Source organism: Actinomycetota bacterium (genome assembly GCA_035697485.1).
Lineage (GTDB): Bacteria > Actinomycetota > UBA4738 > UBA4738 > HRBIN12 > JAOUEA01.
In genome coordinates, this window is record DASSCU010000005.1 from 223045 (window position 1) to 247748 (window position 24704).

Here is a 24704-nt window from a genome sequence, read left to right on the forward strand (position 1 = left end):
CACGATGCGGTGACGACGGTTCGCGACGCCGGCGAACGGGCTAGTCTCGCTCCAGCTCGCAACGCAGGTACTCGTCGCGTCCGGGGCCTCCGAAGCATCTGTCCCTCGAACCGCCACCGTTCAAGACGTCGGCGCCCGCATCACCGTGCAGGCGGTCGCGACCTGCCTCGCCCGACAGGAGGTCGGCGTCTCCTCTTCCCCAGAGCACGTCGTCACCGGCGCCGCTCGAGAGGGAGTCGATGCCGGGGCCGCCGAGCAGCACATCGTCACCGTCGGTGCTGACGATCACATCGTCCCCGCCCTGACCCACGATCACATCGTTCCCTCCGCCTCCGTCGACGGCGTCGTCACCGGCGCCGGCGAGGATGACCTCGTCGGCCGCGGTGCCGGCGATGTCGTCGTCGCCGGCCGTGCCGCACACCGTGCTCGGGATCTCGCCGCACGCGAGCGCGGCGACCTCGTCCGCGGTGAGCGGACCGTCGTACAGCCGGATCCGCGACACCGCGCCGCCCGAGTACTCGTTGCCGTTCGTGACCCTGTCGTCCTTGAAGAACCGGAGGGTGTCCTCGGCGTCGATCACCGCGAGGTCCTGCGTGTCCCGGAAGCGGAACTGCCGCATGCCGTCGACGTAGCCCGCGACCACACCCGAGGCGTCGCGGGTCAGCACGACCTGCGCGAACGTGTTCACGTCCACCGTCGCCACGGGGGCGGTCGCCTCAGGGTAGAAGTTCAGATGCCCGCTCAGGGTGTACAGCCCCGAGTCGTCCGAGCCCTTCTTGAAGTCGACGATCTTGCGCCAACCATCGAGATGGCGGAAGCGGAAGAGGACCTCGATCGTGTACTCGTGGCTGTCGATGGTGCCGGCCGCCGGCGAAAGGCTGAGCCCGGTGCCTCGAGCGAACTTGAGCACCGTACGCACGTCTCCGTGCACGTCCTCGTCGGCGAAGGCACTCGAGCCCTTCCCGATCTCGACGAGGTCGGGGGCAGTTCCCACGGAACTCACGAGCGAACCCTGGAAACGGTAGTCGCCCGAGACGGCCGCAGCCGCCGCCTGCGGCACGGCGAAGGCCGTCAGGACCAGTACCGCGAGCGCGAAGAACGACGACCGTCTGCGGATCCCCCTGGACACGGTCCGACCCTCTCTGCGGGCAAGAGGTGCGCTGTCGAGAAACGACTCTGCCACGGGTCGAGGAGCGGCGCAAATCGTGCCCCGCTCATCCGTCGGGTCGTTCCCGACGTCCTTGCTCCGCGGGCCCGAAGCGGCGCGTGTTCCTCGTGACGATCACGGTGCCGCGCCCCCTGGGAGGAGCCGAACAACGACCCCTGAACGCGTGCGCCTGCGCCCACGACAAGGTCCACGTGATCCGCTGGTGGTCGAAGAGCCACGCCCACTCGGAATGGTTTGCGGACGACGGGTACCACCTCAATGCCGAGGGGCGCGCGGTCGACGTCCGGTTCGTCGATCGGCAGGTCGACGGGGTGGTGGCCGCGCTTCGCGCCCCGACCGCTCGCTAGACTCGTCGCGGTGGCCTGCCCGAGCGGCCGAAGGGACACGCCTGGAAAGCGTGTAGGGGGGCAACTCCCTCGAGGGTTCGAATCCCTCGGCCACCGCCCGATCACGCGTGGCGTTGCTCAGTCGTCGGTGAGCTGCTTCGTGTACCGCGTGAAGCTCGATCGCACCCGCATGCCGACGTGTTCGTAGAGCCCGAGCGCCCCCGTGCGTGAATCCGTGGACAGCCCCGCGCGCCGGTAGCCCATGCCGTGGAACCGCCGGAAGCTCTCCTGGAGCAGGGCGCGACCGAGCCCCCGGCCCCGATACTCGCGGTCGACGGCGAGCTGCTGGGTCCAGCCTTCCACGTCGTCGTCGAGCCCGTAGTGGTAGTTGAGTGCCACGCCCACGATGCGGTCGCCGTCGACCACGAGCGGCACGAGCCCGGGTACGACCTCGTCGCGGTGCAGGAACGCCGGCGCCCAGTTGTCGAACCCGTGGGACTCGCGATCGTCCCACTCGTCGAACGCGACGTCGATCACCTCGAAGATCCTGCGGTCGTCCTCGCCGGGGCGAAAGTCGCGGAACGCGAGCCCCTCAGGCAACGAGGGCGTCAGCGGCGGCTCGTCGTCGAGATCGATGCGCAGCGCCCACGCGGTATGGCCGACCTCGTACCCGTGCTCGGTGAACAGGGCCACGGCGTCGGTGCGCTTGTCCGACACCGTCTGCCCGACGGAGTTCCTGCCGTCGGCTCGTGCGACGGCCCACGTCCACGGAAGCAGCGCCGATCCGAGTCCACGGCCACGATGGGCGGGTGCGACGTCGACCTCGGCCCGTCCCATGAAGACGTCGCCGGAGGCAGCGAGCTCCTCTTCGCGCCAGACGGCGATCGACATCGTCTCGAGGTCGAAGTCCGGTCGCTCCCATTCGGCCGCGATGTCGCTCAGCGCGATCTCGGCCGCTCCGTCGTCGTGTTCCTCGGCAGCAGCGACGAGTTGGAACGTCGCCTCGAGATCGCCGGGCGTCGACGGTCGCGCGATGTAGCCCTCGGGAAGGTCGATCGGGTGCATGGCGTTCAGGGTACGGTCCAGCCGGGGCAACGCTCGGGGGAGACGGGCCCTGGGAGCGGTTCGGCGCTCTCGAGCCATCGACGGACGTCGTCGAAGTCGGTCCACGGCACGAACGGCACGCCGTCGCGCTCGCAGTGTGCGACCAATCCGAGCTTCGCGAAGGTCACGTCGGCGTAAAGGGCTCCATATCGGTCGCTGGAGCCCTCGCCGACGAACGCCACGGCGGTGTCCGCGCCCCGGCGCGAACGCACGGCCTGCATCTTGCACGTGCCACACCCGAGGCACTCCGGGTGCCGGTTGACGAAGCGAAGGCCACCGGGGCGGTCGTCGCTCCAGATCTGCTCGTTCGTGATCACGGGGACCGGCGGCACGCCTGCGGCCGCGAGCGACGGCTCGATGTAGAAGCCGAACCCGTCGGAGGCGAGGGCGACCTCGATGCCCTGCTCCTGCGCCCAGGTCACGAAGGGTGCGAACGTGGGGTCCATCGGGCAGTGCACCCGCACGTGGTCGAGGAGCGTCACGCGGTCGGCGGCGAGCATCGCGCTTTGCGCCGCGACGACGTCCTGCGACCCGAGCTCGCCCCGTTCCCAGCCCTCGTCGAGCGAGCGCCAGTCCCCCACGGCGAACGCCTCGAGCAGGTGCTCGGCCACGTCGTGCAGGCACGCGGTGCCGTCGAAGTCCACGATCACGGCCCCGACCTTCATGCGCACGAGCCTATCGACGGCTTGATCCGCTCCGGCGTCGTGTCGGCGATCCTGGCAGACTCGGACCGTGCAGCCGGCCGAACGACTCGCACACGGACTCGTCGTCGCCGAGCGCGCTCGCAGGGCGAACGTCGCGGGGGCCGAGGTGCTCGAGATCGACGGGCTCGTGCTCGCCTTGGCGAACCTCGCCGATCCCGCGCTCAGCTCGGTCATCGTCGGATCGGAACCGCGCGACGCGCGGGCTGCGTTCGACGCCGCCGAGGCCGAGTTCGCGCGCAGGGGCCTGCAGTTCGGCATCGATCTGCAGGCCGGGCGTCACCCGACGGTGGATGCGGCGGTCCGCTCCATGGGCCTCACGCGCATCATCGAGCGACCCGGCATGGTGGCCGATCCCCGGGCGCTGCCCGACGTATCGATACCCGACGGGGTCGTGATCCGCGAGGTCGAGGGCCCCGAGGATGCGGAGGCCCTCGTGCAGGTCGGGGTCCTCGCGTTCGGCGACGACCCCGCGATCGGCCGGGCCTTCTACGGGGCCACCGCCCTCGGGGCGGCTGACGCGGTGATGTTCGTCGCGTGGCGCGGGACCGAGCCGGCCGGCATCGCCTCCGCGTATCGCGATCGAGACACGACCGGTGTGATGGGAGTCGGTGTGGTGCCGGCTGCGCGGGGAGAAGGGCTGGGATCGGCTTTGACCGTGTGCGCGGCGCGCGCGTTCCCCGGCGCCGACCTCGCCTGGCTGCACCCGAGCGACGAGGCACGGTCGATGTACGAGCGACTCGGCTTCGAGGCGGTGTCCGAGTGGGAGGTATGGGTCCGCGGTGCCGCCGGCGTCGACATCGACGCCGAGGCCGCCCGGCTCCCGTGAGCAGCCGCTCGGAACCGTCGACGGGTTCCGTGCCGGCCGCTATCAGGCGCGCATCGACGCGGGCAGACAGGGCAGCTGCTCGATCGTCGAGGTCGGGAAGACCGCTTGGAACGCCGGATCGTTCGCCTCGCCGGGCTGGGTACCCGCAGTGGTCGCGACCTCGGACTGCGTGAGGCCGGCGACGAAGTCCGCCACCTGCTCCACCGTGTAACCCTCGCGCTCGAGCAACTTCTCGTCGAGCCACATCTGCGTCGGTCGCGCCTTCAAGATCACGGGCCGGAACTCCGTGCCGCCGAACGCGGCCTCGACCGCGGCGCTCACCCGTTCGATGTCGATCAGGAATGCCCCGATCGCGGCCGGGTCGCGCTGCATGCCGTGATCGGCGGTCAGGATCATCGCCCACTCGCCGCGGCCGACCTCCTCGTCGAGGAACCGCACGAACCGGCGAAGCTCCGCGTCCTGGATCTCGAGGCCGTCGGTCATCTCCTCGCCGTCGGCCGAGAACTGATGGCCCATCGTGTCGATGATCTTGTAGTTCAGGTAGAGCAGATCGGGCACGCGGTCGCGTCCGAAGTCCTCCCGCTTCACGAGCTCCTCGAACAGGGTGGTCTGGTACGGAGATCGTGCCGGCGTGTTGAAGCCGTCGGCCATCTGCTCGATCGAGAGGCCGCGCCAGAGGCCGTCGAGGCTGCCGTCGCGCTGGTCGAGCGCGGTCTTCGCCTGCTCGAACGACGCGTCGATCGAGTCGTCGTTCACCCAATCGGGCATGCGGTAGTACGGCCGCATGCCGTCGGTGAGGCCCCATTCGTTCGCGGTGTCGTCGCCGCCGGTCGCCGCGCCTTGCACCTCACGAGCGACCGCGATGTCGTCGTCCCCGCCGTGCCACGCGAGCCCGTGGCCCATCATCATCAGGTGCGCCGAGAGGCTCGCCGCCGCGCCGACGATCGGCTCGTTGCCCATCGCGAGGTCGTAGGCGTCGGCCAAGGTCGGCAGTTTCATGAAGGTCGGGCCTTCGGCGTTCGGCTTCTGCAGCGACCCGTTGATCCAGATGTACTCGTCGGCGAAGCCATGGTGACGGGGGTAGGCGCCGGTGCCGATCGTGGCGTGGCTCGGGGGGGTGTTCGCGGGTGCCGAGTTCAGCTGCGCGTCCGTGAACCACGCACCTCGCCGTGCCAGCTGCCGCAGGTACGGCCACGACCGAGGCCACCGCTCGAGCAGGTCGACCCCGGCGGAATCCCACACCATCGTGACGAGCAGCTTCGGCGGCGTCCGCTGGTCGACGGGCAGAAGCGCTTCGTCGAGTGCCCGGCCGTCAGGGGCCGTGAACCCGTCGAATTCCAGCATCGACGCGGCGGTCTGCGACACGTCGGTGAGCGTCGCCGGCTCCTCGTAGACGCCGGCCCTCACGATGCCCGGTCCGTACAGCAGCAGCGGCACCTCCTGTGTGTGGTCGAACGGGGTCGCGTGCGTGAGCCCGGACGAGACGTAGTCCGGGTACGGAGTGATCATCTGCAGGTCACCACTCCGCACGAGGTGGGTGCCGTTGACGGTGCGTACCAGCACCTCTCTCGGCACGGCCTCGCAGACCCGGCGGGCCAGTCGGTCCGGCGCGGCCGTCTCAGCGTCCGACGGCGCAGGGGTCACGGTCGACGGGTCGGCCGCCGCCGCGGCTGGCGGCGCGGCGGGGCTCGACCCGCCGGAGCTCGGCCACACGAGGGCAGCACCGCCGATCGCCACGAGGACGACCACGGTGACCAGCATCGAACGTCTACGGAGGGTTGCCGACGAGGGCATGGGGCTCCCAGGGTACCGCGGGCGAAGGGCGTTCCCCGTCAGTCGAGGGCGGTGAGAGCGAACGCGAGCGCGAACCCGAGCACGACGAACAGACCGGTCCGCAGCCCCGAGTCCCGGTACGCCTCCGGCAGCAGCGAGTCGGCGATCAGGGCGAGCAATGCGCCGGCAGCGAAGGACTGCACGATCGCCACGACACCTTGGTCGAGCCTGTCGAGGGACGCGCCGAAGGCGGCGACGATCCCGCTGAGGAGAGCGACCGCGAGCCAGAGCCCCAGCACGGGACCTCGTCGGTAGCCGGTCTCGAGCATGCCGCGCGTCGACGCCAACGATTCCGGCACGTTCGAGACGAAGACGGCGATGAGGAACGTGAGGCTCACCGCCCCGCCGCTCGCGAGCGAGATGCCGAGCACGAGCGACTCCGGGAAGCCGTCGAGCACGGCACCGAGGGCGATCGGCAGGCCGCCGTCTCCCTGCTGGGGGACCGGCGCGGTGCTCCGTCCACGATGTCGTCGACCACCGGAGCTCACCAGGATCGCGTCACCGACGGTGAAGGAGGCGGCGCCGAGGCCCAACCCCAGCACGACCGGCCAGAGATCCGCCCGCTCGAACGCCTGATCGACCAGCTCGAACGTCACCGCCGTGATCAACGTCCCGGCGCCGAAGGCCATGATCGCGCCCACCGTGCGCGTCGAGAGCGTGAAGCGTATCGCGAAGAGGGCGCCGAGCGGCAGGGCAGAGGCGGCCAGGAATCCCCACAGCCCGGCTCGCACCACGTCGTCCATCGCCCGCCTCCGCTCGTCGGACCCCCCACGTATACTGCCCCTGGCCGTGCTAGGCGGGGAGCTAGCGGTGCCCTGTACCCGCGATCCGCTTCAGCGGGGCTGAATCCCCGCCCGAGGCCCGGAAGGTCCGGGGCAGCCCTCGGAACGGAGCGTTGAAGGTCGGGTCCTGCGCGACATCGGCCCGCGAACCCGGTCAGGTCCGGAAGGAAGCAGCCGTAAGCGGAAGCCGGTGGGTGCCGCAGGGACGCCTGGCTGGAGCTGCCGTTCCAGGTAGCGACCGAGTCATCCGTGGTCGAAGGCGGGTGCACGGCCACCTTTCTCCCTCCTGCGGGGGGGCGTGATGGCGGAACGATCCGGTGGCCCGGCGGGGAGCGGCCGGCGTGGAGGGTAGGAGGCACGTGGCGGAGGAGACGCAGCACCAGGCCCTGTACCGCAGGTACCGGCCTCAGACGCCCGCCGAGGTGCTCGGTCAGGACCACGTCGTGCGTGCGCTCACCGGCGCGATCCGTGAGGGTCGCCTGCACCACGCGTTCCTGTTCTGCGGGCCGCGTGGCACGGGCAAGACGTCGACCGCTCGCATCCTGGCCAAGATGGTCAACTGCGAGCAGGGGCCGACGGCGGAGCCGTGCGGCACCTGCTCGCAGTGCGTCGCGGTACGCGACGGCTCCCACCTCGACGTCGTCGAGATCGATGCCGCCAGCCACGGCGGCGTCGAGGACGCGCGCGAGCTTCGCGAGAAGGCGCCGACGGCGCCGGTGCAGGGTCGCGAGAAGGTCTACATCATCGACGAGGCGCAACGCTTATCGCGCGAGGCATTCGATGCCTTGCTGAAGGTCTTCGAGGAACCCCCACCAGGCGTGCGGTTCGTGCTCGCCACCACCGAGCCGCACAAGATGCCGGCCACGATCGTGGGGCGCTGCCAGCGGTTCGACTTCCGTCGTCTGACGATGGACGACCTCGCGGCCCACCTCGTCGCGGTGGCCCATGCCGAGGGGCAGACCATCGAGCCGTCCGCGGCCCACGCGATCGCACGCCAGGCCGAGGGCTCCGCTCGTGATGCGCTCTCGCTGCTCGATCAGGCCGGCGTGCTCGGCGGGGCCACGATCGACGACGACGTGGTGCGCACGCTGCTGGGGGCTCCCCGGGGCGAGGTGCAGCACGAGCTGGCCGACTCGGTGGCGATCGGCGACGCGAAAGGGGTCTTCGAGATCGTCGGACGACTGGTGCAGGACGGCCAGGACCTTCGCAACGTCACCGCCGAGTCGCTCGCGCACTACCGCAACCTGCTCCTCGTGAAGACCGCCCCCGGCCAGACCGACCTCGTCGACGTGCCCGACGACGCGTACGAGACGCTGCGCATCCAGGCGGAGAAGTTCTCGCCCGCCGAGCTCGCCCGGGTGCTGGCGCTACTGCTGGCTGCCCAGAACGACATGCGGTGGACGACCTCCCCCCGTCTGTCGCTCGAGCTCGCGCTCGTGCGATCGACGATGCCCGAGACCGACGACGACCCCGCGGCCCTGCTCACGCGCCTCGAGCGCCTCGAGCGTCTCGCCAACCTCGACCCCGGGGCCGTGGTGCCGACCACGGCCGACGTCGCTCATGGTCCGACACCGAAGGGCCCCGCCGACGACGTCGAACCGATCGCCCCGATCGAACCACCGGTCCCGGTCGTGTCCGTGGAGGCGAGCGAACCCCCGGACGACGGCGATCGAGCGCCGGCCGCCCCGGAGCCGAACGAGGCCCCTTCGGCGACCACCGCCGGCGGCACCGACACACCCGAGGAACCCACGGTCCAGATGCCCGTGCCGCATGCAGCCGATGCCGGCAGCGTCGACGTCGCCCTGCTGCGTCGCTCGTGGCAGTCCTTGCTCGAGCATCTCTCCGCGAACCGACAGATGATCCTCGCGGCGATCCTCGAGTCGGCGACGGTCGCCAGCTACGACGGCTCGACGCTCGAGCTCGCGTTCCCGCCCGACCGCAAGGTGGGACCGCAGAAGGTCGAGGGGAAGAAGCCGGAGCTGCAGGCGGCGTTGGGGGACCTGTTCGGCGTCAGGCCCGACATCGTGTGCGTCGTGCGGGAGGTCCGTGACGCCGGAGGTCCGGCCACCGTCGAGATCGTCGACGAGGACGAGGTCGTCGACGAAGCCGAGGCCCTCCGGCGGGTCCAAGAGATGCTCGGCGCCCAGGTCGCCGCTGAGACGGAGCCGGCGGAGTAGCCGTGTACGAGGGCCCGATCCAAGATCTGATCGACGAGCTGGCGAGGCTTCCCGGCGTGGGGCCGAAGTCGGCGCAGCGGCTCGCGTTCTGGCTCGTGAAGGCCGACCCTGCCGACGCGAAGCGCCTCGCGGCCGCGATCGTACAGGCGAAGGACCGTATCGCGTTCTGCCGCGAGTGCGGCAACGTCGCCGAAGGCGATCTCTGCCGCATCTGCCGCGACGAGTCCCGCGACCGCACGTTGCTCTGCGTGGTCGAGGAGCCCAAGGATGCCGCCACGATCGAGAAGGCGGCGCTGATCAAGGGGCGCTTCCACATCCTGGGCGGGGCGATCAGCCCGCTCGACGGCGTCGGCCCCGACGATCTGCGCGTGCAGGAGCTGCTCGACCGCGTCGATCGTGACCACGTGACCGAGGTGATCCTCGCGACGAACCCCAACCTCGAAGGGAACGCGACCGCGATGTACGTCGCGGCGCTGTTGAAGCCGTTGGGGGTACGGGTCACGCGGCTCGCGAGCGGCCTGCCGGTCGGCGGTGATCTCGAGTACGCCGACGAGGTCACGCTCTCCCAGGCCCTCGACGGCCGCCGCGAGATGTGAGAACCGTCCCTTCGATGACCAGACCCTCCGCCGGCGAGGTCAGCGACCGAGCCCTCGTGCTCTACGCGTTCGTGCGCCGAGGCACGATCGAATACGTGGTGGCCGAGACCGATGGTGACCCGGGTCGCATCCGGCAGGCCGAGGCGGCGCGTCGCGAGACCGACGCATGGCTCGAGCGCGAGGGTGTGTGGCCGGCCGTGACCGTTGCCGAGCGCCGGCTGTTCGAGGGCTCGTCGGGCTCCTGGCCGCGCGAGGCCGTCGCCGACGCGATGTGGCGCAAGGAGGCCCTGGGCACTCTGCTCTGGGCCCTCGAGCACCTCGAGGAGATGCCGCAGTACGGGCTGGAGTTCGAGCAGCAGCGTCTCGACCAGGCCGTCACGCGCTACGGGTCGGTCGACGCGTTCCGCGCCCAAGGCCGCCTGCGTCCCGACGATCGCATCGAGGCGGCCTGGCTCGAGGCCGACGCCTGGTTCGGCGCCACCGAGGGTCGCGCGGGGGAAGACGCGCACGTGGCCTCGGCGGCGGCCGAGCGCTTCCGGGCGCTCAGCTGGCTCCGCGATCGCGACGCCGCACCAGCCTGACCACACCCCAGCCGATCAGCGCGATCACGCCGAGCGGGATCAGGTAACCGAGCCCGACGACGACCGCGCCGACGATGCGCAGGAACCCCTGCACCGCCAGCTCGAACGACTCGGTGAGGCTCGGGTTCTCGGGATCGGGACCCGGGTCCTCGCGCTGCACGTCGCGCTCGCGCACCTCGACCTTGATCGTCGCCTCGGCGACCTGGTCCTTCAGGAAGTTCAGCCGGCCCTGGATGTTCTCGATCTGCAGCTGCACGTCGTCGATCAACGCCGCCAGCCGCAGGATCTCCGACGTCGACGTCGCGTCGGCCTGGATGTCGAGCAGCAGTTCCCGTCGGTCCTTCAGGATGTCGAGGCGCGCCTGCAGGTCGATGAACTCGGCCGTCACGTCCTGCCCCGTGATGTCCTGGAACTCGACCTCGCCGTCGAGCTGACCGGAGAGGGCGCGCAGCGCCAGCATCGTGTCGTCGAAACGCTTGGCCGGCACACGAAGCGTCAGCGCCCCGCTCCGCTCGTCGCGCGAGCTCGACTCGAGCACGAATCCGCCGTTGCGGCGGGCGATCTGGGTCACGCCGGCAACACCCTTGGAGAACGAGCCGTCGGCGATCACGATGCCGATGCGGCCGTCCCGGATGATCTTGGTGAGGTCGCCCTGTTGCTCGGGTACCGCCCCGATGCCCTGAAGGTTTCGTCCGCCCGAGCCGACCCCCGGCGCTGCCTGATCTGCGGCGAACCCCTCGAAAGCGGCTTCCTCCGACAGGTTCCCCCGTTCCGTCCCGGGAGCGGGAGCGGGAGTGGCCTGCGGCAGATCGGCTTTCGAACCGGTGCCGCCACCCGACACCGCGCCGCCTACCTCTTGGAAAGAGCCCGAGTCGCCGGCGCCGGACGTAGCCTCGTCGTCGCCGCCACCCTGCGACAGGAAGCCGATACCGCCGGCCAGCACGAGCACGGCGACCAACGCCGCCGCGATTCCGCCCCACGCGTGACCGCCGCCGCGTCCGCGCCGAGGAAGGCGGCGCGGCCCGCCGGCGCCACCGTCGAGCGCCTGGTCGACCGAGGCGATCCGCTCGCGCTCGCTCGCGGCGACCTCCTCGAGGTCTCGTTCCAGCAGCTGGAGCGAGTGGATGTCCGTGTTCATGCCTCCACCTCCGTGGTGAGCTGCATCCCCCGCTCCTGCAGCAACAGCGCGATCTTCCTCAGCCCCCGGCTCACCCGCTGCCGGGCGCTCTGTTCGGTGCACTTCAGGCGCTCGGCGACCTCGGCGTACCCCAGGCCGTCGATCACGCGCAGGCGCATCGCCTCGCGCTGGTCGGGGCTGAGCGTCTCGAGCGCCTCGACCAACGCTCGACGGATCGGCACGAAGTCGATCAGGTCCTCGATTCGCTCGTAGTCCTCGGGCGGCAGGTCTCGCTCCGGCATGCCGAGCTTCCGACGGGCCGCCGCGTCGACCTTGCCGCTGCGGAAGAACCGCCCCAGCCGGTGCCGCGCGATGCCGTAGAGCCATGCCACGCCGTTCACTCCCTGGTCTCGATACGTCGCCCTCGAGGCGAACGCCTCGGCGAACGTCTCCGCCGTGAGCTCGGCCGCGGTCTCTGGGTCGAGCGTGCGCCGTGCGAAGTAGCGCAGCAGGTCCTCGGCGTGACGCCGGTAGAGCTCGGTGAAGGCCTCGGGCTCGGTACGCGAGGCGATCAGCAGTTCCGTGTCGGTGCGCTCTTCGGGCACGGCCTCACCTCTCGTGTCCGGCCCGCGGGTCGGGTCGTGCGGTCTGCATCGACCGATCATGCCCCGGGGATGTGTGCGTGTGACACGCGGTGTGACGCCCAGAGGGGCAGGCGAGGTTCCCGTGTCCCGGGTGTAGCGTCGGATGATGGCTCGCCGCGTCCTGGGATGGATGCTCATCGGCACCGGATCGCTCGTGTTCGTGCTCGGCGCGTTCCTCACGTGGTCGACGTGGGACGCGACCTCGTGGGGCTTCGCCTCGTTCACCCCGACCGCCGCGATGGCTGCGGCCCTCGGCGGGGTCTCGCTCGTCGCCGGTCTCGTGCTCCTGCATGGCCGTCCGCGATCGATCGTGGTGATCGTCACGATCCTCGGTGTGGCGATCGTCGCGCTCGCCGTCGATCTGTTCGCCCGTGACGCGGGAGGATCGCTCTTCGGTGAGCTCGACGGTTGGCAGGGGAGCGATGCCGACGGCCTCTCGTCGCTCGCGCCGGTGTGGGCTCTGTTCCTCGAAGGGCTCCTGGTGGCGGCCGCCGCGGCGTGGTGTCGGCGCGTCTTCGGGAACCCCCCCGAGCACCGCGAGGCTGACGCCTTCGGTCGACGCTGACGGACCCAAGACCGTCAGCGCGTGAGCACGATCTTCCCGAGCTGACGCCCTGCGTCGAGGCGTTCGAGCGCGGCGGGGAACTCCTCGAAGCCGAACGTCGCGTCGATCGGGACCTCGACCGCGCCGCTGCCCACGAGCTGCAGGGCGTCGGCGAACTCCCTGTGGTCGTTCATGGTCGAACCGATCACCTCGAGCTGGCGCCAGAAGACCGTCGCGAGGTGCACGTCCGCCGTCCGGCCCGTCGTGGAGCCGTTGGTGACGAGGCGGCCTCCGCGAGCCAGGGACCGTAGGGACCGCTCGAACGTCAACGTGCCCACGTTGTCGACGACGACGTCGACGCCCCGACCCTCGGTCTCGGCGCGGACGATCTCGTCGAACCGATCCGACGTGCGGCTGCCACCCGTCGCGCCATGGTCGGCGGCCCACCGGAGCTTGTCGACGTCGCTGGTGGTGACCCACAAGCGGCGTGCGCCGAGCGCTCGAGCCAGGAGGAACGCGGCGGTCGAGGTGCCCCCGCCGATGCCGACCACGAGCACGTCGTCGCCGGGTTCGAACCGGGCACGACGCAACATGCGCAGCGCCGACGACGCGACGAGTCCTGCCGCGGCGGCACGTTCCCATGAGAGCGAACCGGGCTTGGACCGCACGTTCCCGGCGGGCACGACGACGGCCTCGGCGTGCGTGCCCCAACGGTGTTCGCCGACGATACGGAAGTCGCGACAGAACGGCACATCGCCGCGGATGCACGCGGGACATGCACCGCACGACGTCGAGGGGTCGATCACCACCTCGTCGCCCAGCCGGGGATCATCGACCCCGTCGCCGATCGCGTCGACGACCCCCGCGCCGTCGGCGCCGCTCACGTGGGGGAGAGACGGCGGTGCAGGCATGCCACGGGCCACCCAGAGGTCGAGGTGGTTCAGGGCCGATGCGCGCAGGAGCACGCGTACCTCGCCGGGACCGGGCCGCGGGGCCGGCACCTCGGCGAGCGTGTAGGAGCCCGGTCCGTCCGTGTCGTTCAGGAGCCAGGCTCGCATGCCGCGATGGTACGTTCGGGCGAGCTCGCGGGGCGGAAGGGAGGAGCCGCTGGCATGTCCGATCTCGAGGAACTGCAGGCAGGGCTCGCGCGCATCCTGGGGTCGCCGCGTGAGGAGGGCAGGCTCGAGATGGTCGTGCGGCGACCCGCGGAGAACGAGCGGGAGGTCCTGGGCGACGCGCGGATCGAGCCGGGCCGGGGCATGGTCGGCGACCGGTGGATCTCCGAGCCGAAGCCCTCGCCCGAGGCCGAGGTGACGCTGATGAACGCGCGATGTGTCGCCCTGCTTGCGGGCGAGGTCGACCGATGGCCATTCGCCGGCGACCAGCTCTACGTCGACATGGACCTCAGCGAGGAGCACCTGCCGGCCGGGAGCCGGCTCCGCATCGGCGAGGTGGTGCTCGAGGTGAGCGCGAAGCCGCACACGGGGTGCTCGAAGTTCTCCGCACGGTTCGGCCCCGAGGCGCTGCGGTTCGTGAACTCCCCGGTCGGCCGAGCCGCACGTCTTCGCGGGCTCAACGCTGTGGTCGTCGAGGGCGGCACGGTCCGCGTCGGCGATACCGTCACGAAGTCGCCAGGAAGCACGTCCGCGTGACCGACTCGTACCCGCGCCAGGCAGCGCGCACCCGCAACTTCAACCTCGGTCTGCCGAGAGCGTTCCGGATCGCCGACGACGGATCGCGGGTGGTCTTCCTCCGCTCGAGGGAGGGCGACGATCCGGTGGCCGGCCTCTGGGTGCTCGACGTGGAGGAGGACACCGAGCGAGAGGTCTTCCACCCCGCCGGTACGGAGGAACACCTCACACAGGAGGAGATCGACCGCCGGGAGCGCACCGGAGAGAAGCAGAGCGGGGTGACCTCGTACACGGCCGACCGTGACCTGCGAAGGGCGGTGTTCGTATCGGGAGATGCACCGACGCTGGTGGATCTGGTGACCGGGGCGGCGCGATCGCTCGGGTCGCGCGGTCGCCCGTTCGATCCGAGGGTCGACCTCGACGGGCGACGGGTCGCCTATGAGACCGGAGGTTCCCTCCGCGCGCTCGACCTCGAGACGGGCGACGACGTGCTGCTCGCCGGCGACGAAGATCCCGACGTTCGATGGGGGATCGCCGAGTTCATCGCCGCCGAAGAGATGGAACGGCGTCGCGGGCACTGGTGGGCCCCCGACGGCGAGCGGTTGATCGCGTGCCGCGTCGACGATCGTCCGGTGCAGGTGCGGCACATCGCGTCGCCGATCGAGCCCGCCGCGACGCCCCGAGCCGTGCGCTATCCGCAGGCGGGTACGTCGAACGCGGTCGTGACGCTGCACGTGCTGGGGATCGGAGGCTCCCGGGTCGACGTGACGTGGGACCGCGACGCGTTCGAATACGTCGTCGCCGTCTCGTGGACCGAGGAAGGTCCGCCGCTGGCGCTCGTGCAATCGCGCGATCAACGGGACGTGCAGGTGGTGGCGATCGACCCCGACACCGGTACGACCGAGGTCGTCTGGGGGGACCACGACGACCGATGGACGCACATCACACCCGGTGTGCCGGCGTGGTTACCGGGCGGCCGGCTGCTGACGGCGGGCCACCGCGACGACACGCGCCTACTGCTGATCGACGACGAGCCGGCGACCCCCACCGGCCTGCAGGTCGACTGCGTGCTCGACGCCGGCGACGCGGTGTGGTTCGCCGGAACCCGAGAGCCGACCGAGCTGCACGTGTGGCGGCTGACCGTCGACGGGTCGGTGGCACAGGTGAGCGACGGCGAGGGGCAACACTCGGCCGTCATCGCCGGAGATCTCGGCGTGTTGGTGAGCGAGACGGTCGACGAGCCATTGCCGAGCGCGCGCCTGGTCAGAGACGGCGAGACGCTCCATACGTTCGACCGAACGGCCGAGACGCCCGTCATCACGGGCCGTCCGTCGTTCCTCTCCGTGGGCTCTCACGAGCTCCGGACGGCGATGTTCCTTCCGTCCGGGCGCGATCCCGAAGGTCCGCTCCCCGTGTTGCTCGATCCGTACGGGGGCCCGCACTTCGGGCGCGTGGTCCGCGCTCAGCGGCCGCTCCTCGAATCGCAGTGGTTCGCCGACCAGGGGTTCGTGGTGCTCGTGATCGACGGTCGGGGCACGCCGTACCGTGGCGTCTCCTGGGAGCAGTCGGTGCACCGCAGCTACCTCGATCACGCGCTCGAGGACCAGGTCGACGGCTTGCACGCCGCGGCCGACCGGTCTCCGTTCCTCGACCTGTCGCGGGTGGCGATCAGGGGCTGGTCCTACGGCGGCTATCTGACCCTGGGCGCGCTGCTTCGCCGTCCCGACGTGTTCCGCGCCGGCATCTCGGGCGCCCCGGTCACCGATATGCGCCTGTATGACACGCACTACACGGAGCGGTACCTCGGCATGCCCGACACGGATGCCGAGGCGTACGCGAACGCCGACCTGATCCCCGATGCGCCGAACCTCCGAGGCGAGCTGCTGCTGATCCACGGCCTGGCCGACGACAACGTGTACGCGGCGCACTCCCTGCGCATGTCGAAGGCGCTCATGGAAGCCGGCCGTCCCCACGCGTTCATCCCGCTGAGCGGCATCACGCACCGGCCGACCGACCCGGCTGCAGCCGAGGCGATGCTGCAGATCGAGGTCGACTTCTTGCGGCGGGCGCTCGGGGTCCCGGGGCAGCAAAGCGCTCCCGGATAGACTCGGTTCCGACGCGGCGACAGGAGCCACCGCATGCCCATCATCGTGCAGAAGTACGGCGGCACCTCGGTCGCTTCGGTCGAGCGGATCCAGGCGGTGGCCGACCGGGTCGTCCGGGCCCGTGAGGACGGGAACGACGTCGTGGTCGTCGTCTCGGCGATGGGTCACACCACCGACGAGCTCCTCGCGATGGCGAACGAGATCGCCACCGTGCCCGACCCCCGCGAGCTCGACATGCTGCTGACCGCCGGGGAACGCATCGCGATGTCGCTGCTGGGCATCGCGATCAACGCTCGCGGGTGCCGGGCGGCCAGCTACACGGGCTCCCAGGCCGGCATCATGACCGACACGCAGCACGGTTCCGCGAGGATCGTGGAGATCAGGCCCAAGCGCATCCTGGAGGCGCTCGGCTCCGGCAACGTCGTGGTGCTCGCCGGCTTCCAGGGGCTGAGCGTGAGCCAGTACGAGATCACGACCCTCGGACGCGGTGGGTCGGACCTCACGGCCGTGGCGATGGCGGCAGCGATCGGGGCCGACGTCTGCGAGATCTACACCGACGTGGCGGGCGTGTACACGACCGACCCGCGGATCGAGTCCCGGGCTCGCAAGCTCGAGGCGGTGAGCTACGACGAGATGCTGGAGATGGCCGCGGCCGGCGCGAACGTGCTGCAATCGCGATCGGTGGAGTACGCGCGGCGAACCGGCGTGCGGCTGCACGTGCGGTCATCGTTCGAGGATGAGCCGGGCACCTGGGTCCATGAACTGGAGGAACCGATGGAAGGCGTGCTGATCTCCGGGGTCGCGCTCGACACCGACGAGGCGAAGGTCACGCTCGAGCGCGTGCCGGACCGTCCCGGCGTCGCGGCCACGGTCTTCAAGGCGATCGCCGACGACGCGATCTCGATCGACATGATCGTGCAGAACGTGTCGCACGCGGGGGCGACCGACCTCTCGTTCACCTCGCCGCGGGTCGACCTTCCTCGCGTACACGGCGTGATGGAACGGCTCGTGAAGGAGATCGGCGCCGACGCGTACACGATTGACGACGACATCGCGAAGCTCTCGCTCGTCGGCGCGGGTATGAAGACGCATCCGGGGGTCGCCGCCGACATGTTCGACGCGCTCGCCGGCGAGGGCATCAACATCGAGATGATCTCGACGTCGCCGATCCGCATCTCCTGCGTGATCAGGGCGGGCGACGGCGAGCGCGCCGTCCGCGTGGTGCACGAGCGCTTCGAGCTCGACCTCTCCGGATCGTCGCCCGACATCCCCACGGCCTGACTCATGGGGTTCGACGAGCTCGGCGAGGCGATCGCGGAGGGCGCGCTCGAGGGAGCGGCGTCGTCGATCCCGCCGCCCCCCGTGCCGTCGGGCGGTTCGCCGATGCCGCCGCCGCCGGGGACGGGTGGAGAGGGCGAGGGGCCGCCGCCACCCGAGGAGCCCGAGCAGCCCCAGCGCCGGGCGACCGTGCCGATCGTGATCGCGCTCCTGGCGACCGTGCTCGTCGGCGTCGGCGCGTTCGCCGTCGTCTCGTGGGCGAGCGGGGACACCGGGTGCGGACCGGGCGACTTCGAGTCCGTGCGATTCGGCTACTGCGCCCGGACGCCGGCCGGATGGATCGCCGCCGCGGCTCGGGGGGAGGACTCCCCGCTCGATCGCTTCCTGCTGCAGGACGGTGCGGCCACGATGACGGTGACCGCGGTCTCCCTCACGAAGGGACAGGACCTCGCCCGCTTCGAGCAGTTCGTCCGTGGATACGACGAGGATGCGGGAGGTCGGACGGGTGCCGCCTCGGCGCTCGAGGTCGACGGGGTCGAGGCGGTCGCGTTCGACGTGATCGTCGAGGGAGTCGACGGCACCGTGCGGTCCCGCGAGGTGCTGTTCCTGAGGGACGGTGTCGCCTGGCGGGTGACCCTCGCCGACGAGGAGGTCGGCTTCGAAGCCAGCCTGCGGCGGCTCGACGAACTCCTCGATTCGTGGCACTTCGTCTGAGGTTCGAGCGGAAAATAGGTCCAATGCCTCCTTGCGTGCACCTCATGGGGGTCGTACGTTCGACGTAGGTTCCTTGGTCGATAACTGGAGCCCCGTACGGTTCGTCGGACGACTCGATCCTCCGGGTCGTCGGAGAAGAGGAGGTCTACATGAGGAGACGTTCGATCGGAGTAGCGGTGGCGGCGCTCATGGTCGTTGCGCTGGCCGCAACAGCGGCGATCGCGGTGGAGCAGACCAACGGCACCGGCAAGACGCACAACGGCGCGACGATCGGGTTCAACGCGAAGCTCGTTCTCGAGGGCCAGATCACGTACGTCACGCACGACGGCACCGCGTGGTGGGTCCAGTGTGACGAGGTCACGTCGTACCGCAACCTGAAGCCGTCGCCGAGTGGCGCCTTGCGCACGAAGGTCACCGCGGAGTGCGAGGACAAGGACGGCACCACCCTGTGGGCGGAGTTCTACTTCATCGACCGTGGTGAGCCGGGCGATCGCGACGTGATCCGCGCGTTCTTCACCTACAACGAGGCGTTCGCGATGGATGCCAATGGCGACCCTGCCGTATACGACACCTTGTGCAACACGGGCGAGGAGATCACGGAGGGCTGCAACGACCGCGGCATCATCCAGCGGGGGAACGTCCAGATCCACCAGGACGCCGACCTGATGCAGACGCTCGTCACGCGCAAGTAGCGATCCCATAGTTCGCAAGCGCGGAGAAGACCCGGGCTGTTGCCCGGGTCTTCTCGTTCCACCGTCGGGCCGGAACCCGCTGGTACGGTGATTCGACCATGAAGGTCGCCGTCATCGGAGCCACCGGGGCCGTCGGCCGGGAGATGACGCGCATCCTGGAGGAGCGCCGGTTCCCCGTCGACCAGTTCGTCCCGCTCGCCAGCGCACGCAGCGTGGGACGCCTCGTCACGTTCGACGGTGCCGAGCACGAGGTCCGCGAGCTCACGATCGACGCGGCACGCGGCGTCGACGTTGCGTTCGTCTCGGCCGGCGGCTCGATCTCGAAGGCGTTCCTGCCCGACATCGCCGCTGCAGGGACCGTGTGCATCGACAATTCGAGTGCCTTCCGCATGGACCCCGAGGTGCCGCTGTCCGTGCCCGAGGTGAACCCCGAGGCGCTCGAGGGGTGGCCGCACCCCGGAATCATCGCGGTGCCGAACTGCACGACGATCACCGCCGTGCTGCCCCTGGGGCCCCTGCATCGAGCGGCCGGGTGCACGTCGCTCGTGCTCTCGAGCTACCAGGCCGTGAGCGGTGCCGGGTGGAAGGGCACCCGTGAGCTCGTCGAGCAGGTGGAGAAGCTCGGGGGCGACGTCGAGGCGCTCGCTCGCCCCGATCATGACTCGCTCCCCCAGGGGGAGGTCTTCGCCAAGCCGATCGCGTTCAACGTCGTCGCGAAGGTCGGTGAGTTCGAGGCCGACGGCTTCACGGGCGAGGAGTCGAAGATGATGGCCGAACCGAGGAAGATCCTCGGTGCGCCCGAGATGCGGGTCGTCGCGACCTCGGTGCGGGTGCCGGTGGTGGCGGGCCACGCCGTTTCGATGCTCGCCGAGTTCTCACGCCCGATCTCGGTCGGGGAAGCCCGCACGCTGTTGGAAGCGGCGCCAGGCGTGCGCCTCGTGGACGACCCCGCGGCCGGAACCTTCCCCTCGCCGCTCGATGCCGCCGGCGGTGACGATGCGCTCGTCGGGCGCATCCGACAGGTGCCTGGTCGCGATGACGCGCTGGCGCTGTTCAGTTGCGCCGACAACCTGCGGAAGGGCGCCGCGCTCGACGCGATCCAGATCGCCGAGCACCTCTTCATACGCTGAGCGGGTGGGTCCGCGGTAGGGTCCACCCCATGGACCTGAGCTTCGAGGGATTCATGTCCGACGTCGTGCGGGCGTTCGAGCTCGTCGGGGTCGCCATCTTGCTCGTCGGCAGCGCGATCGCGTTCGTCGCCTACGGCCTACACGTCGCCCGCGGCGCCCCGCGGCTCGTGGCGTTCCAAGACCTGCGTGCGTCGCTGGGCCGAGCGATCCTGCTCGGCCTCGAGGTGCTGGTGGTCGCCGACATCGTTCGGACGATCGTCGTCGAGCCCACCCTCGAGAGCGCTGCGACCCTCGGCGTGATCGTCGCGGTGCGGATCCTGCTGAGCTTCGCGATCGACGTCGAGGTCGACGGCGTGGTGCCGTGGCGCAAGGCGGAACGCGACCCCGGAACCGGGGGCTGACATGGACATCGAAACGCTGCGAGGCATCCCGCTCTTCGCCGAGCTCGACGACGACGGTCTCGACGTGATCGCCCGACTCGCGACGGAGTTCGAGGCGCAAGCCGGGCGGGTGCTCGCCGAGATCGGTCAGCCCGGCTCCGGCCTGTTCGTCATCGAGGACGGCACGGTCGAAGTCGACATGCCCGACGGCGCCGTGGTCGAACTCGGCCCGGGCGAGTTCTTCGGCGAGGTCGCCCTCCTCACCGACTCGCCGCGCAACGCACGCGTGCGGGCTCTCACCGACGTGCGGTGCCTCGCGATCTCGCGCCACGTGTTCATGTTGCTGCTGGACGCGCAACCGAGGATCGCGGCGACCATGCTGCCGATCGTCGCCCGCCGGCTCAGCGGCCACTGACGCGTCGCCTCAGTTGTCGTCGGTGGGCAGGCCGCCCGGCGTGACGTCGGCCGCGAGGAGCTTCACGAACCACTGCCCGTAGTCCTGCCACCCTTCGCGCCGGTAGAACGCGATCGAGGTCTCACGCCAGGCAGCGGTGACGAGCGCCATGCGGAAGCAGCCGCGCTTTCGGGCGAGCTCCTCGGCGCGGCGCAGCAGGGCCGTGCCCGCCCCCGCGCCCCGCACACGCTCCGTCACGACGATGTCGTTGACCCGTGCCTGGGGCCGATGGTCCCCGAGTCGCTGGTGGTACTCCATGTCGATCACGCCGACGACATCCCCGTCGAGTTCGGCCACGAGCGTGACGTTGCCGAGCTGCCTGATCCGTCCAGCGAACGACTGGCGGTGCGTCGGATCGTCGGCGGTGCCGGCCGCCACCCCCCGGCCCAGCTCCACGAGGAGGCCGGCGACCGCGGCCCAGTCGTCAGGCGCGGCCATGCGGACGGTGATCTCGCTCATGGGAAGAACGTGACGTCTCGGCCTCGCGCCTCGTCGCGCTCGAGGTCGAGGTGGGCCATCGAGGACTGCAAGTCACGGATCTCCATGGGTGTCGGAGTCTAGTGCGACGACCCGGTCGCTCCGGTCAAGTTCCGGGTGCTCGCATGCCGAGGCTAGGAAGGAACGCCTGCATCCAGGGAACGCCTGCATCCGGGAGGGATCATGGCCGATGACACGGTGCACCACTCCGGCGACCCCGCGTTGGGCGACGCCCTGCAGCGGTTCGAACGAGCCCAGGCCGAGCTGGAGGAGACCGAAGAGCGGCGCCAACCGGTGCAGAGCTACGCGGTGCACCGCTGGGACGCGGCATGGCTACCCGACGGGCCGCTGCAGAAGGGATAGGACCGATGAGGCGCAGCCTCACGTTCACAGCAGTCGCAGCCTTGATCGGAGCACTCATCCAGTCGGTGTCGGCGGTGGAGCCGTCTGCCGTTGATTGTCTGGCGCGTCCGTCCACGACGGTAAAGGCCGGGACCGATGCGACGAAGTGGCGGGCCGAGACGCTACCTGATAACCACGCCATCGACGCTCGGACCTACGTCAACACGGCGTACCCATTCGTTGACCCTTACCCGATATCGCTCGGGAACGCAGGCGAACCGACCAACCTGTGCATCGTCGGTGGTCGCACGGTCGGCCAGCAGTCGGAGAACCTGACGTGGAACCAAATACATGACACATGGCACGGTGGTGGTCTGCGTATCTACGGCGCGAAATACGTGGTCAACGGCTGGCGGATCCGCAACACCGCCGACGGTTTCCAGCCCCGGGACGGTGAGAACTGGACGCTGGTCAACAACTACTACGAATACATCCGTGACGACTGCGTGGAGAACGACGATCGGCTGAGCGGCGCGATCTACGACTCTCTGTTCGACGGCTGCTACACCGGCCTGAGTGAGCAGGACGCCGGTACTGTCGCGGGCGAGTCATTGATCCTCGACGGCGTATTGATGCGCCTGCAGCCGATGCCGGGTCCGTACAAGACCAACGACCCGACCATCCTCGGTCACGGGTCGTTCTTCAAGAAGTTCGACGACGGTGGCCGGCACAAGCCGATCATCCGCAACTCGGTGTTCGTCGCCGAGAAGTTCCGAGAGGACGACCCTAAGGACTGGCCGCCCGGTACGACGATGAGCAACGTGACCGTCGTTTGGTTGGGGCAGGGAGCATTTCCGATGTCCACCCTGCCAGGTATGACGCTCACGACGAACCGATCGGTGTGGGACAACGCCCGCGCTGACTGGCTCTCCCGTCACGGCTGCACGGCGTTCGGATCATGCTCGGAGGCGCTGTACGACCCAAGCGTCTCGCCCTCGCAAGGCCCGTCGCCTTCGGTCTCGCCGACGGTCTCGCCCTCGCCAAGCCCGTCGCCGTCGCCCACAGTATCGCCTACGGTGTCTCCCTCACCCTCTGGCACCGCAGAGGTGGCTGTCGCCGAGATAGTGGCGTGCGTGAATAGGTCGACCCAGAGGCTCAAGAAGCTCCGGTGCATCCGTCAGGTGCTGCGTTCCCACGAGTACATCGCGTGAACGGCCGATGATCGACGCTATCGCCAGCGAGCCGGCTCGACGAGGAAGCCGCGAGGGCGGCCGCCGAGCTCGATCCGACGCTCGACCAGGCGATCAGGAAATCGATCGATGAGCGTGACCGGCTCGAGGAGGAGCTCGCTGACTCTATCGATCACATCGCTCGGCTCGATTCGATGCGTGCCCGATCGGCCGTCCGAAACGGGAGCGTCACCGTCACGACTGCGCCGCAGGTCAGCGACCTGAGCGAGGAACGGTCCCTCCCGGTCGAAGATGGTGCCGAGGCGGACGCCCGGCTGACTTCTCCATGTCGATCAAGCCCAGGACCTCCCCGTCGATCTCGGCGACGGGCGTGACGTCGCCGAGCCGGCGGAGGCGACCCGCGAAAGTTGGCGGTGTGTGGGGTCGTCGGCCGTGCCGGCTGCCACCCCCGGCCCAGCTCTACGAGCAGGCCGGCGACCGCGGCCCAGTCGTCGGGCGAAGCCATGCGGACGGTGATCTCTTGCTCATGCCGTCCCTCAGAAGAAGAAGGGGCACCAGGGGTCGGGCCCGGCGAACAGCCGCTCGAACGCGCCCACGGCCGGGTCGCCGGAGTCCAGGAGCCCCAGGCGCACCGCATCGGGCGCGCGCAGGTAGCCCGAGAACATCGACGACAGGGTGCCGATCGACATCGCACGTGGCCCTCGCTCGACGCGCGACATCGACGCCTCGCCGCGCTCGACCCGCAGCCGCCACGGCCCGTCGTTGTCGGGGTACATCGGATCGTCGACCGCGAAGACTGCTTCGGCATCGATCGGTGGCCATCCCCGTTGCTCGAACGCGGTCCGCACGTCGAGTAGGCGCAGCATCCATCGATAGTGGAGGTCGATCGCGAGGGATTGGTCGTCGACCAACAGGCCGATCGGGTCATTCGGCGGACCGCTCCACTGGAACCACTTGCCGAGCCCGCCGAAGCGCCGCACGTACGCGAGCAGCGATCCGAGCGCCGCCTCGGTGGTCGAGACGAACGCCTCGGTCCAGACTCCGAAGGCGACGTCGAGCGGGCCGGGGTCGGACTCCCGCCCGGTGACGAGGAACCCGGTGATCTCACCAGCTTCCCGCACCACGACCGCGCGACGGCTCTCATCGTCGTGGCGTTGCAGGATGCGGTCGGTCCAGTGGTCCTCTCTCGTCGGCTCGACCGGTCCCGTGTGCCTCGCGGCGAAGGTCCGGTAGCACGCCCGGACGCCATCGGTGTCGCGCTCGACGTCGTACAGCTGCACGGCTGGAACGTCGCGCGGCTGCGGGGGGATCGCCTCGATCGCGATGCGATGCTTCGTGAAGGTGCCGCCGAGCTCGTACCCGAGACGCCGATAAGGGGCGACCACCGCCGGGAAGAGGGTGCTCACCACAGCTCCGCGATCGCGCCCTGCGCGCATCACGGCTTCCGTTGTGGCCGACGCCAAGCCTCGGCCCCGATGCTCCGGCAGTGTGGCGACGCCCCAGACCGCATTGCATCCGAGCGCGCGTCCCCCGAACCACTGATCGAACGGGAACTCCGCCGCGACCGAGGCGATCTCGTCATCGACGATCGCGACGCGCATGTCGTCGATCGGGAACCGATGCGACCGCGCGACCGCCGGCTCGATCGGGAAGTTCAGCGATGTGCCCAACACCGTCGCCATGGCCGCCCGCTCGTCGTCACGGGGCGCGCGGATCTCCGCTTCGCTCACGGGAACGGGCACGCGCACGGCGCGCCGCCGCATCGCGGGCAGGTCTGGGCGTACCGGGCGACCGCGGCCTCGAGGTCGACGCCCTCGACGTTCGCGAGCGAGGCGAGCCACGCGAGCACGTCGCCGAACTCGTGCTCGAGGTTCGCGCGGTCGCCGGTTCGCATCGCCCTCGCGAGCTC

General features: G+C 70.0%; 27 protein-coding genes, 1 tRNA gene and 1 other RNA gene. 18 read left to right on the forward strand and 11 right to left on the reverse strand.

Annotated elements, in window-relative coordinates; all coding sequences use genetic code 11:
• Positions 1 to 40: 40 nt before the first annotated feature.
• The gene (locus tag VFI59_01545; GenBank protein HET6712383.1) at positions 41 to 1129 is read right to left on the reverse strand and encodes a LamG-like jellyroll fold domain-containing protein; all 1089 of its coding nucleotides are present in this window, start codon (positions 1127 to 1129) and stop codon (positions 41 to 43) included.
• A 137-nt stretch (positions 1130 to 1266) separates the two neighbouring features.
• Between VFI59_01545 and VFI59_01550 the strand changes: the two genes are divergently transcribed.
• Together VFI59_01550 and VFI59_01555 are read left to right on the forward strand one after the other, a co-directional pair.
• A complete protein-coding gene (locus VFI59_01550) occupies positions 1267 to 1515 on the forward strand; it encodes a hypothetical protein (protein HET6712384.1) in 249 nt (82 codons plus the stop codon).
• Between the two features lie 9 nt (positions 1516 to 1524).
• Positions 1525 to 1611, forward strand: a tRNA-Ser gene (locus VFI59_01555).
• A 21-nt stretch (positions 1612 to 1632) separates the two neighbouring features.
• On the opposite strand, the gene VFI59_01560 is transcribed toward VFI59_01555, so the two are convergent.
• Both VFI59_01560 and VFI59_01565 read right to left on the reverse strand, forming a co-directional pair.
• On the reverse strand, positions 1633 to 2559 hold the full coding sequence (locus VFI59_01560) for a GNAT family N-acetyltransferase (protein ID HET6712385.1): 927 nt from the start codon (positions 2557 to 2559) through the stop codon (positions 1633 to 1635).
• A gap of 5 nt (positions 2560 to 2564) precedes the next feature.
• Positions 2565 to 3263 carry a haloacid dehalogenase-like hydrolase gene (locus tag VFI59_01565; GenBank protein ID HET6712386.1) on the reverse strand — a complete coding sequence of 233 codons (699 nt, stop codon included), beginning with the start codon at positions 3261 to 3263 and terminating at the stop codon, positions 2565 to 2567.
• 67 nt (positions 3264 to 3330) lie between these two features.
• Between VFI59_01565 and VFI59_01570 the strand changes: the two genes are divergently transcribed.
• On the forward strand, positions 3331 to 4128 hold the full coding sequence (locus tag VFI59_01570) for a GNAT family N-acetyltransferase (protein ID HET6712387.1): 798 nt from the start codon (positions 3331 to 3333) through the stop codon (positions 4126 to 4128).
• Between the two features lie 42 nt (positions 4129 to 4170).
• On the opposite strand, the gene VFI59_01575 is transcribed toward VFI59_01570, so the two are convergent.
• Together VFI59_01575 and VFI59_01580 are read right to left on the reverse strand one after the other, a co-directional pair.
• Positions 4171 to 5889: an alkaline phosphatase family protein gene (locus VFI59_01575; GenBank protein ID HET6712388.1), complete on the reverse strand. Its 1719-nt coding sequence runs from the start codon at positions 5887 to 5889 to the stop codon at positions 4171 to 4173.
• A gap of 71 nt (positions 5890 to 5960) precedes the next feature.
• On the reverse strand, positions 5961 to 6704 hold the full coding sequence (locus VFI59_01580) for a ZIP family metal transporter (GenBank protein ID HET6712389.1): 744 nt from the start codon (positions 6702 to 6704) through the stop codon (positions 5961 to 5963).
• Positions 6705 to 6748: 44 nt separating this feature from the next.
• On the opposite strand from VFI59_01580, the gene ffs reads away from it, so the two are divergent.
• From ffs to VFI59_01600, 4 genes are all read left to right on the forward strand, one after another.
• Positions 6749 to 7014, forward strand: an RNA gene (gene ffs / locus VFI59_01585) — signal recognition particle sRNA large type.
• Positions 7015 to 7102: 88 nt separating this feature from the next.
• On the forward strand, positions 7103 to 8920 hold the full coding sequence (gene dnaX / locus VFI59_01590; GenBank protein HET6712390.1) for a DNA polymerase III subunit gamma/tau: 1818 nt from the start codon (positions 7103 to 7105) through the stop codon (positions 8918 to 8920).
• 2 nt (positions 8921 to 8922) lie between these two features.
• The gene (recR, locus tag VFI59_01595; GenBank protein HET6712391.1) at positions 8923 to 9516 is read left to right on the forward strand and encodes a recombination mediator RecR; all 594 of its coding nucleotides are present in this window, start codon (positions 8923 to 8925) and stop codon (positions 9514 to 9516) included.
• 14 nt (positions 9517 to 9530) lie between these two features.
• On the forward strand, positions 9531 to 10097 hold the full coding sequence (locus VFI59_01600; GenBank protein ID HET6712392.1) for a DUF4272 domain-containing protein: 567 nt from the start codon (positions 9531 to 9533) through the stop codon (positions 10095 to 10097).
• Here the strand turns inward: VFI59_01600 and VFI59_01605 are convergent.
• Complete coding sequence (locus VFI59_01605) at positions 10060 to 11235, reverse strand: DUF4349 domain-containing protein (GenBank protein HET6712393.1); 1176 nt, start codon at positions 11233 to 11235, stop codon at positions 10060 to 10062. The genes VFI59_01600 and VFI59_01605 overlap by 38 nt on opposite strands.
• A complete protein-coding gene (locus VFI59_01610) occupies positions 11232 to 11819 on the reverse strand; it encodes a sigma-70 family RNA polymerase sigma factor (GenBank protein ID HET6712394.1) in 588 nt (195 codons plus the stop codon). Before VFI59_01610 ends, VFI59_01605 begins: the two co-directional genes overlap by 4 nt.
• A gap of 145 nt (positions 11820 to 11964) precedes the next feature.
• On the opposite strand from VFI59_01610, the gene VFI59_01615 reads away from it, so the two are divergent.
• Positions 11965 to 12423 (forward strand): hypothetical protein, encoded by a 459-nt coding sequence (locus VFI59_01615; GenBank protein HET6712395.1) that lies wholly within the window; start codon positions 11965 to 11967, stop codon positions 12421 to 12423.
• 14 nt (positions 12424 to 12437) lie between these two features.
• Here the strand turns inward: VFI59_01615 and VFI59_01620 are convergent, their stop codons facing one another.
• Entirely contained in the window at positions 12438 to 13460 is a 1023-nt protein-coding gene (locus VFI59_01620) for an alcohol dehydrogenase catalytic domain-containing protein (protein HET6712396.1), read from the reverse strand.
• 54 nt (positions 13461 to 13514) lie between these two features.
• Between VFI59_01620 and VFI59_01625 the strand changes: the two genes are divergently transcribed.
• The 8 genes from VFI59_01625 to VFI59_01660 all read left to right on the forward strand — a co-directional run bounded on the left by VFI59_01625 (position 13515) and on the right by VFI59_01660 (position 20747).
• A complete protein-coding gene (locus VFI59_01625; GenBank protein HET6712397.1) occupies positions 13515 to 14054 on the forward strand; it encodes an MOSC domain-containing protein in 540 nt (179 codons plus the stop codon).
• The gene (locus tag VFI59_01630) at positions 14051 to 16138 is read left to right on the forward strand and encodes a prolyl oligopeptidase family serine peptidase (protein ID HET6712398.1); all 2088 of its coding nucleotides are present in this window, start codon (positions 14051 to 14053) and stop codon (positions 16136 to 16138) included. The genes VFI59_01625 and VFI59_01630 overlap by 4 nt, the downstream gene beginning before the upstream one ends.
• Before the next feature lie 33 nt (positions 16139 to 16171).
• Positions 16172 to 17419: an aspartate kinase gene (locus tag VFI59_01635; protein HET6712399.1), complete on the forward strand. Its 1248-nt coding sequence runs from the start codon at positions 16172 to 16174 to the stop codon at positions 17417 to 17419.
• Positions 17420 to 17422: 3 nt separating this feature from the next.
• Positions 17423 to 18130 (forward strand): hypothetical protein, encoded by a 708-nt coding sequence (locus VFI59_01640; GenBank protein ID HET6712400.1) that lies wholly within the window; start codon positions 17423 to 17425, stop codon positions 18128 to 18130.
• Positions 18131 to 18279: 149 nt separating this feature from the next.
• A complete protein-coding gene (locus VFI59_01645) occupies positions 18280 to 18822 on the forward strand; it encodes a hypothetical protein (protein ID HET6712401.1) in 543 nt (180 codons plus the stop codon).
• 98 nt (positions 18823 to 18920) lie between these two features.
• Positions 18921 to 19952: an aspartate-semialdehyde dehydrogenase gene (locus VFI59_01650; protein HET6712402.1), complete on the forward strand. Its 1032-nt coding sequence runs from the start codon at positions 18921 to 18923 to the stop codon at positions 19950 to 19952.
• 29 nt (positions 19953 to 19981) lie between these two features.
• Positions 19982 to 20353, forward strand: coding sequence for a DUF1622 domain-containing protein (locus VFI59_01655; protein HET6712403.1), 372 nt, complete (start codon positions 19982 to 19984; stop codon positions 20351 to 20353).
• Position 20354: 1 nt separating this feature from the next.
• A complete protein-coding gene (locus tag VFI59_01660) occupies positions 20355 to 20747 on the forward strand; it encodes a cyclic nucleotide-binding domain-containing protein (GenBank protein HET6712404.1) in 393 nt (130 codons plus the stop codon).
• Positions 20748 to 20756: 9 nt separating this feature from the next.
• Here the strand turns inward: VFI59_01660 and VFI59_01665 are convergent, their stop codons facing one another.
• Positions 20757 to 21245: a GNAT family N-acetyltransferase gene (locus VFI59_01665; GenBank protein ID HET6712405.1), complete on the reverse strand. Its 489-nt coding sequence runs from the start codon at positions 21243 to 21245 to the stop codon at positions 20757 to 20759.
• A 201-nt stretch (positions 21246 to 21446) separates the two neighbouring features.
• Here VFI59_01665 and VFI59_01670 point away from each other — a divergent pair, with 201 nt between their 5' ends.
• Positions 21447 to 21626 (forward strand): hypothetical protein, encoded by a 180-nt coding sequence (locus VFI59_01670; protein ID HET6712406.1) that lies wholly within the window; start codon positions 21447 to 21449, stop codon positions 21624 to 21626.
• Positions 21627 to 21631: 5 nt separating this feature from the next.
• Positions 21632 to 22816 carry a hypothetical protein gene (locus VFI59_01675; protein HET6712407.1) on the forward strand — a complete coding sequence of 395 codons (1185 nt, stop codon included), beginning with the start codon at positions 21632 to 21634 and terminating at the stop codon, positions 22814 to 22816.
• 515 nt (positions 22817 to 23331) lie between these two features.
• Here the strand turns inward: VFI59_01675 and VFI59_01680 are convergent.
• Both VFI59_01680 and VFI59_01685 read right to left on the reverse strand, forming a co-directional pair.
• On the reverse strand, positions 23332 to 24558 hold the full coding sequence (locus VFI59_01680; GenBank protein ID HET6712408.1) for a GNAT family N-acetyltransferase: 1227 nt from the start codon (positions 24556 to 24558) through the stop codon (positions 23332 to 23334).
• On the reverse strand, positions 24522 to 24704 hold a 183-nt coding region (locus VFI59_01685; GenBank protein ID HET6712409.1), incomplete at its 5' end, for a MazG nucleotide pyrophosphohydrolase domain-containing protein. The genes VFI59_01685 and VFI59_01680, both read right to left, overlap by 37 nt.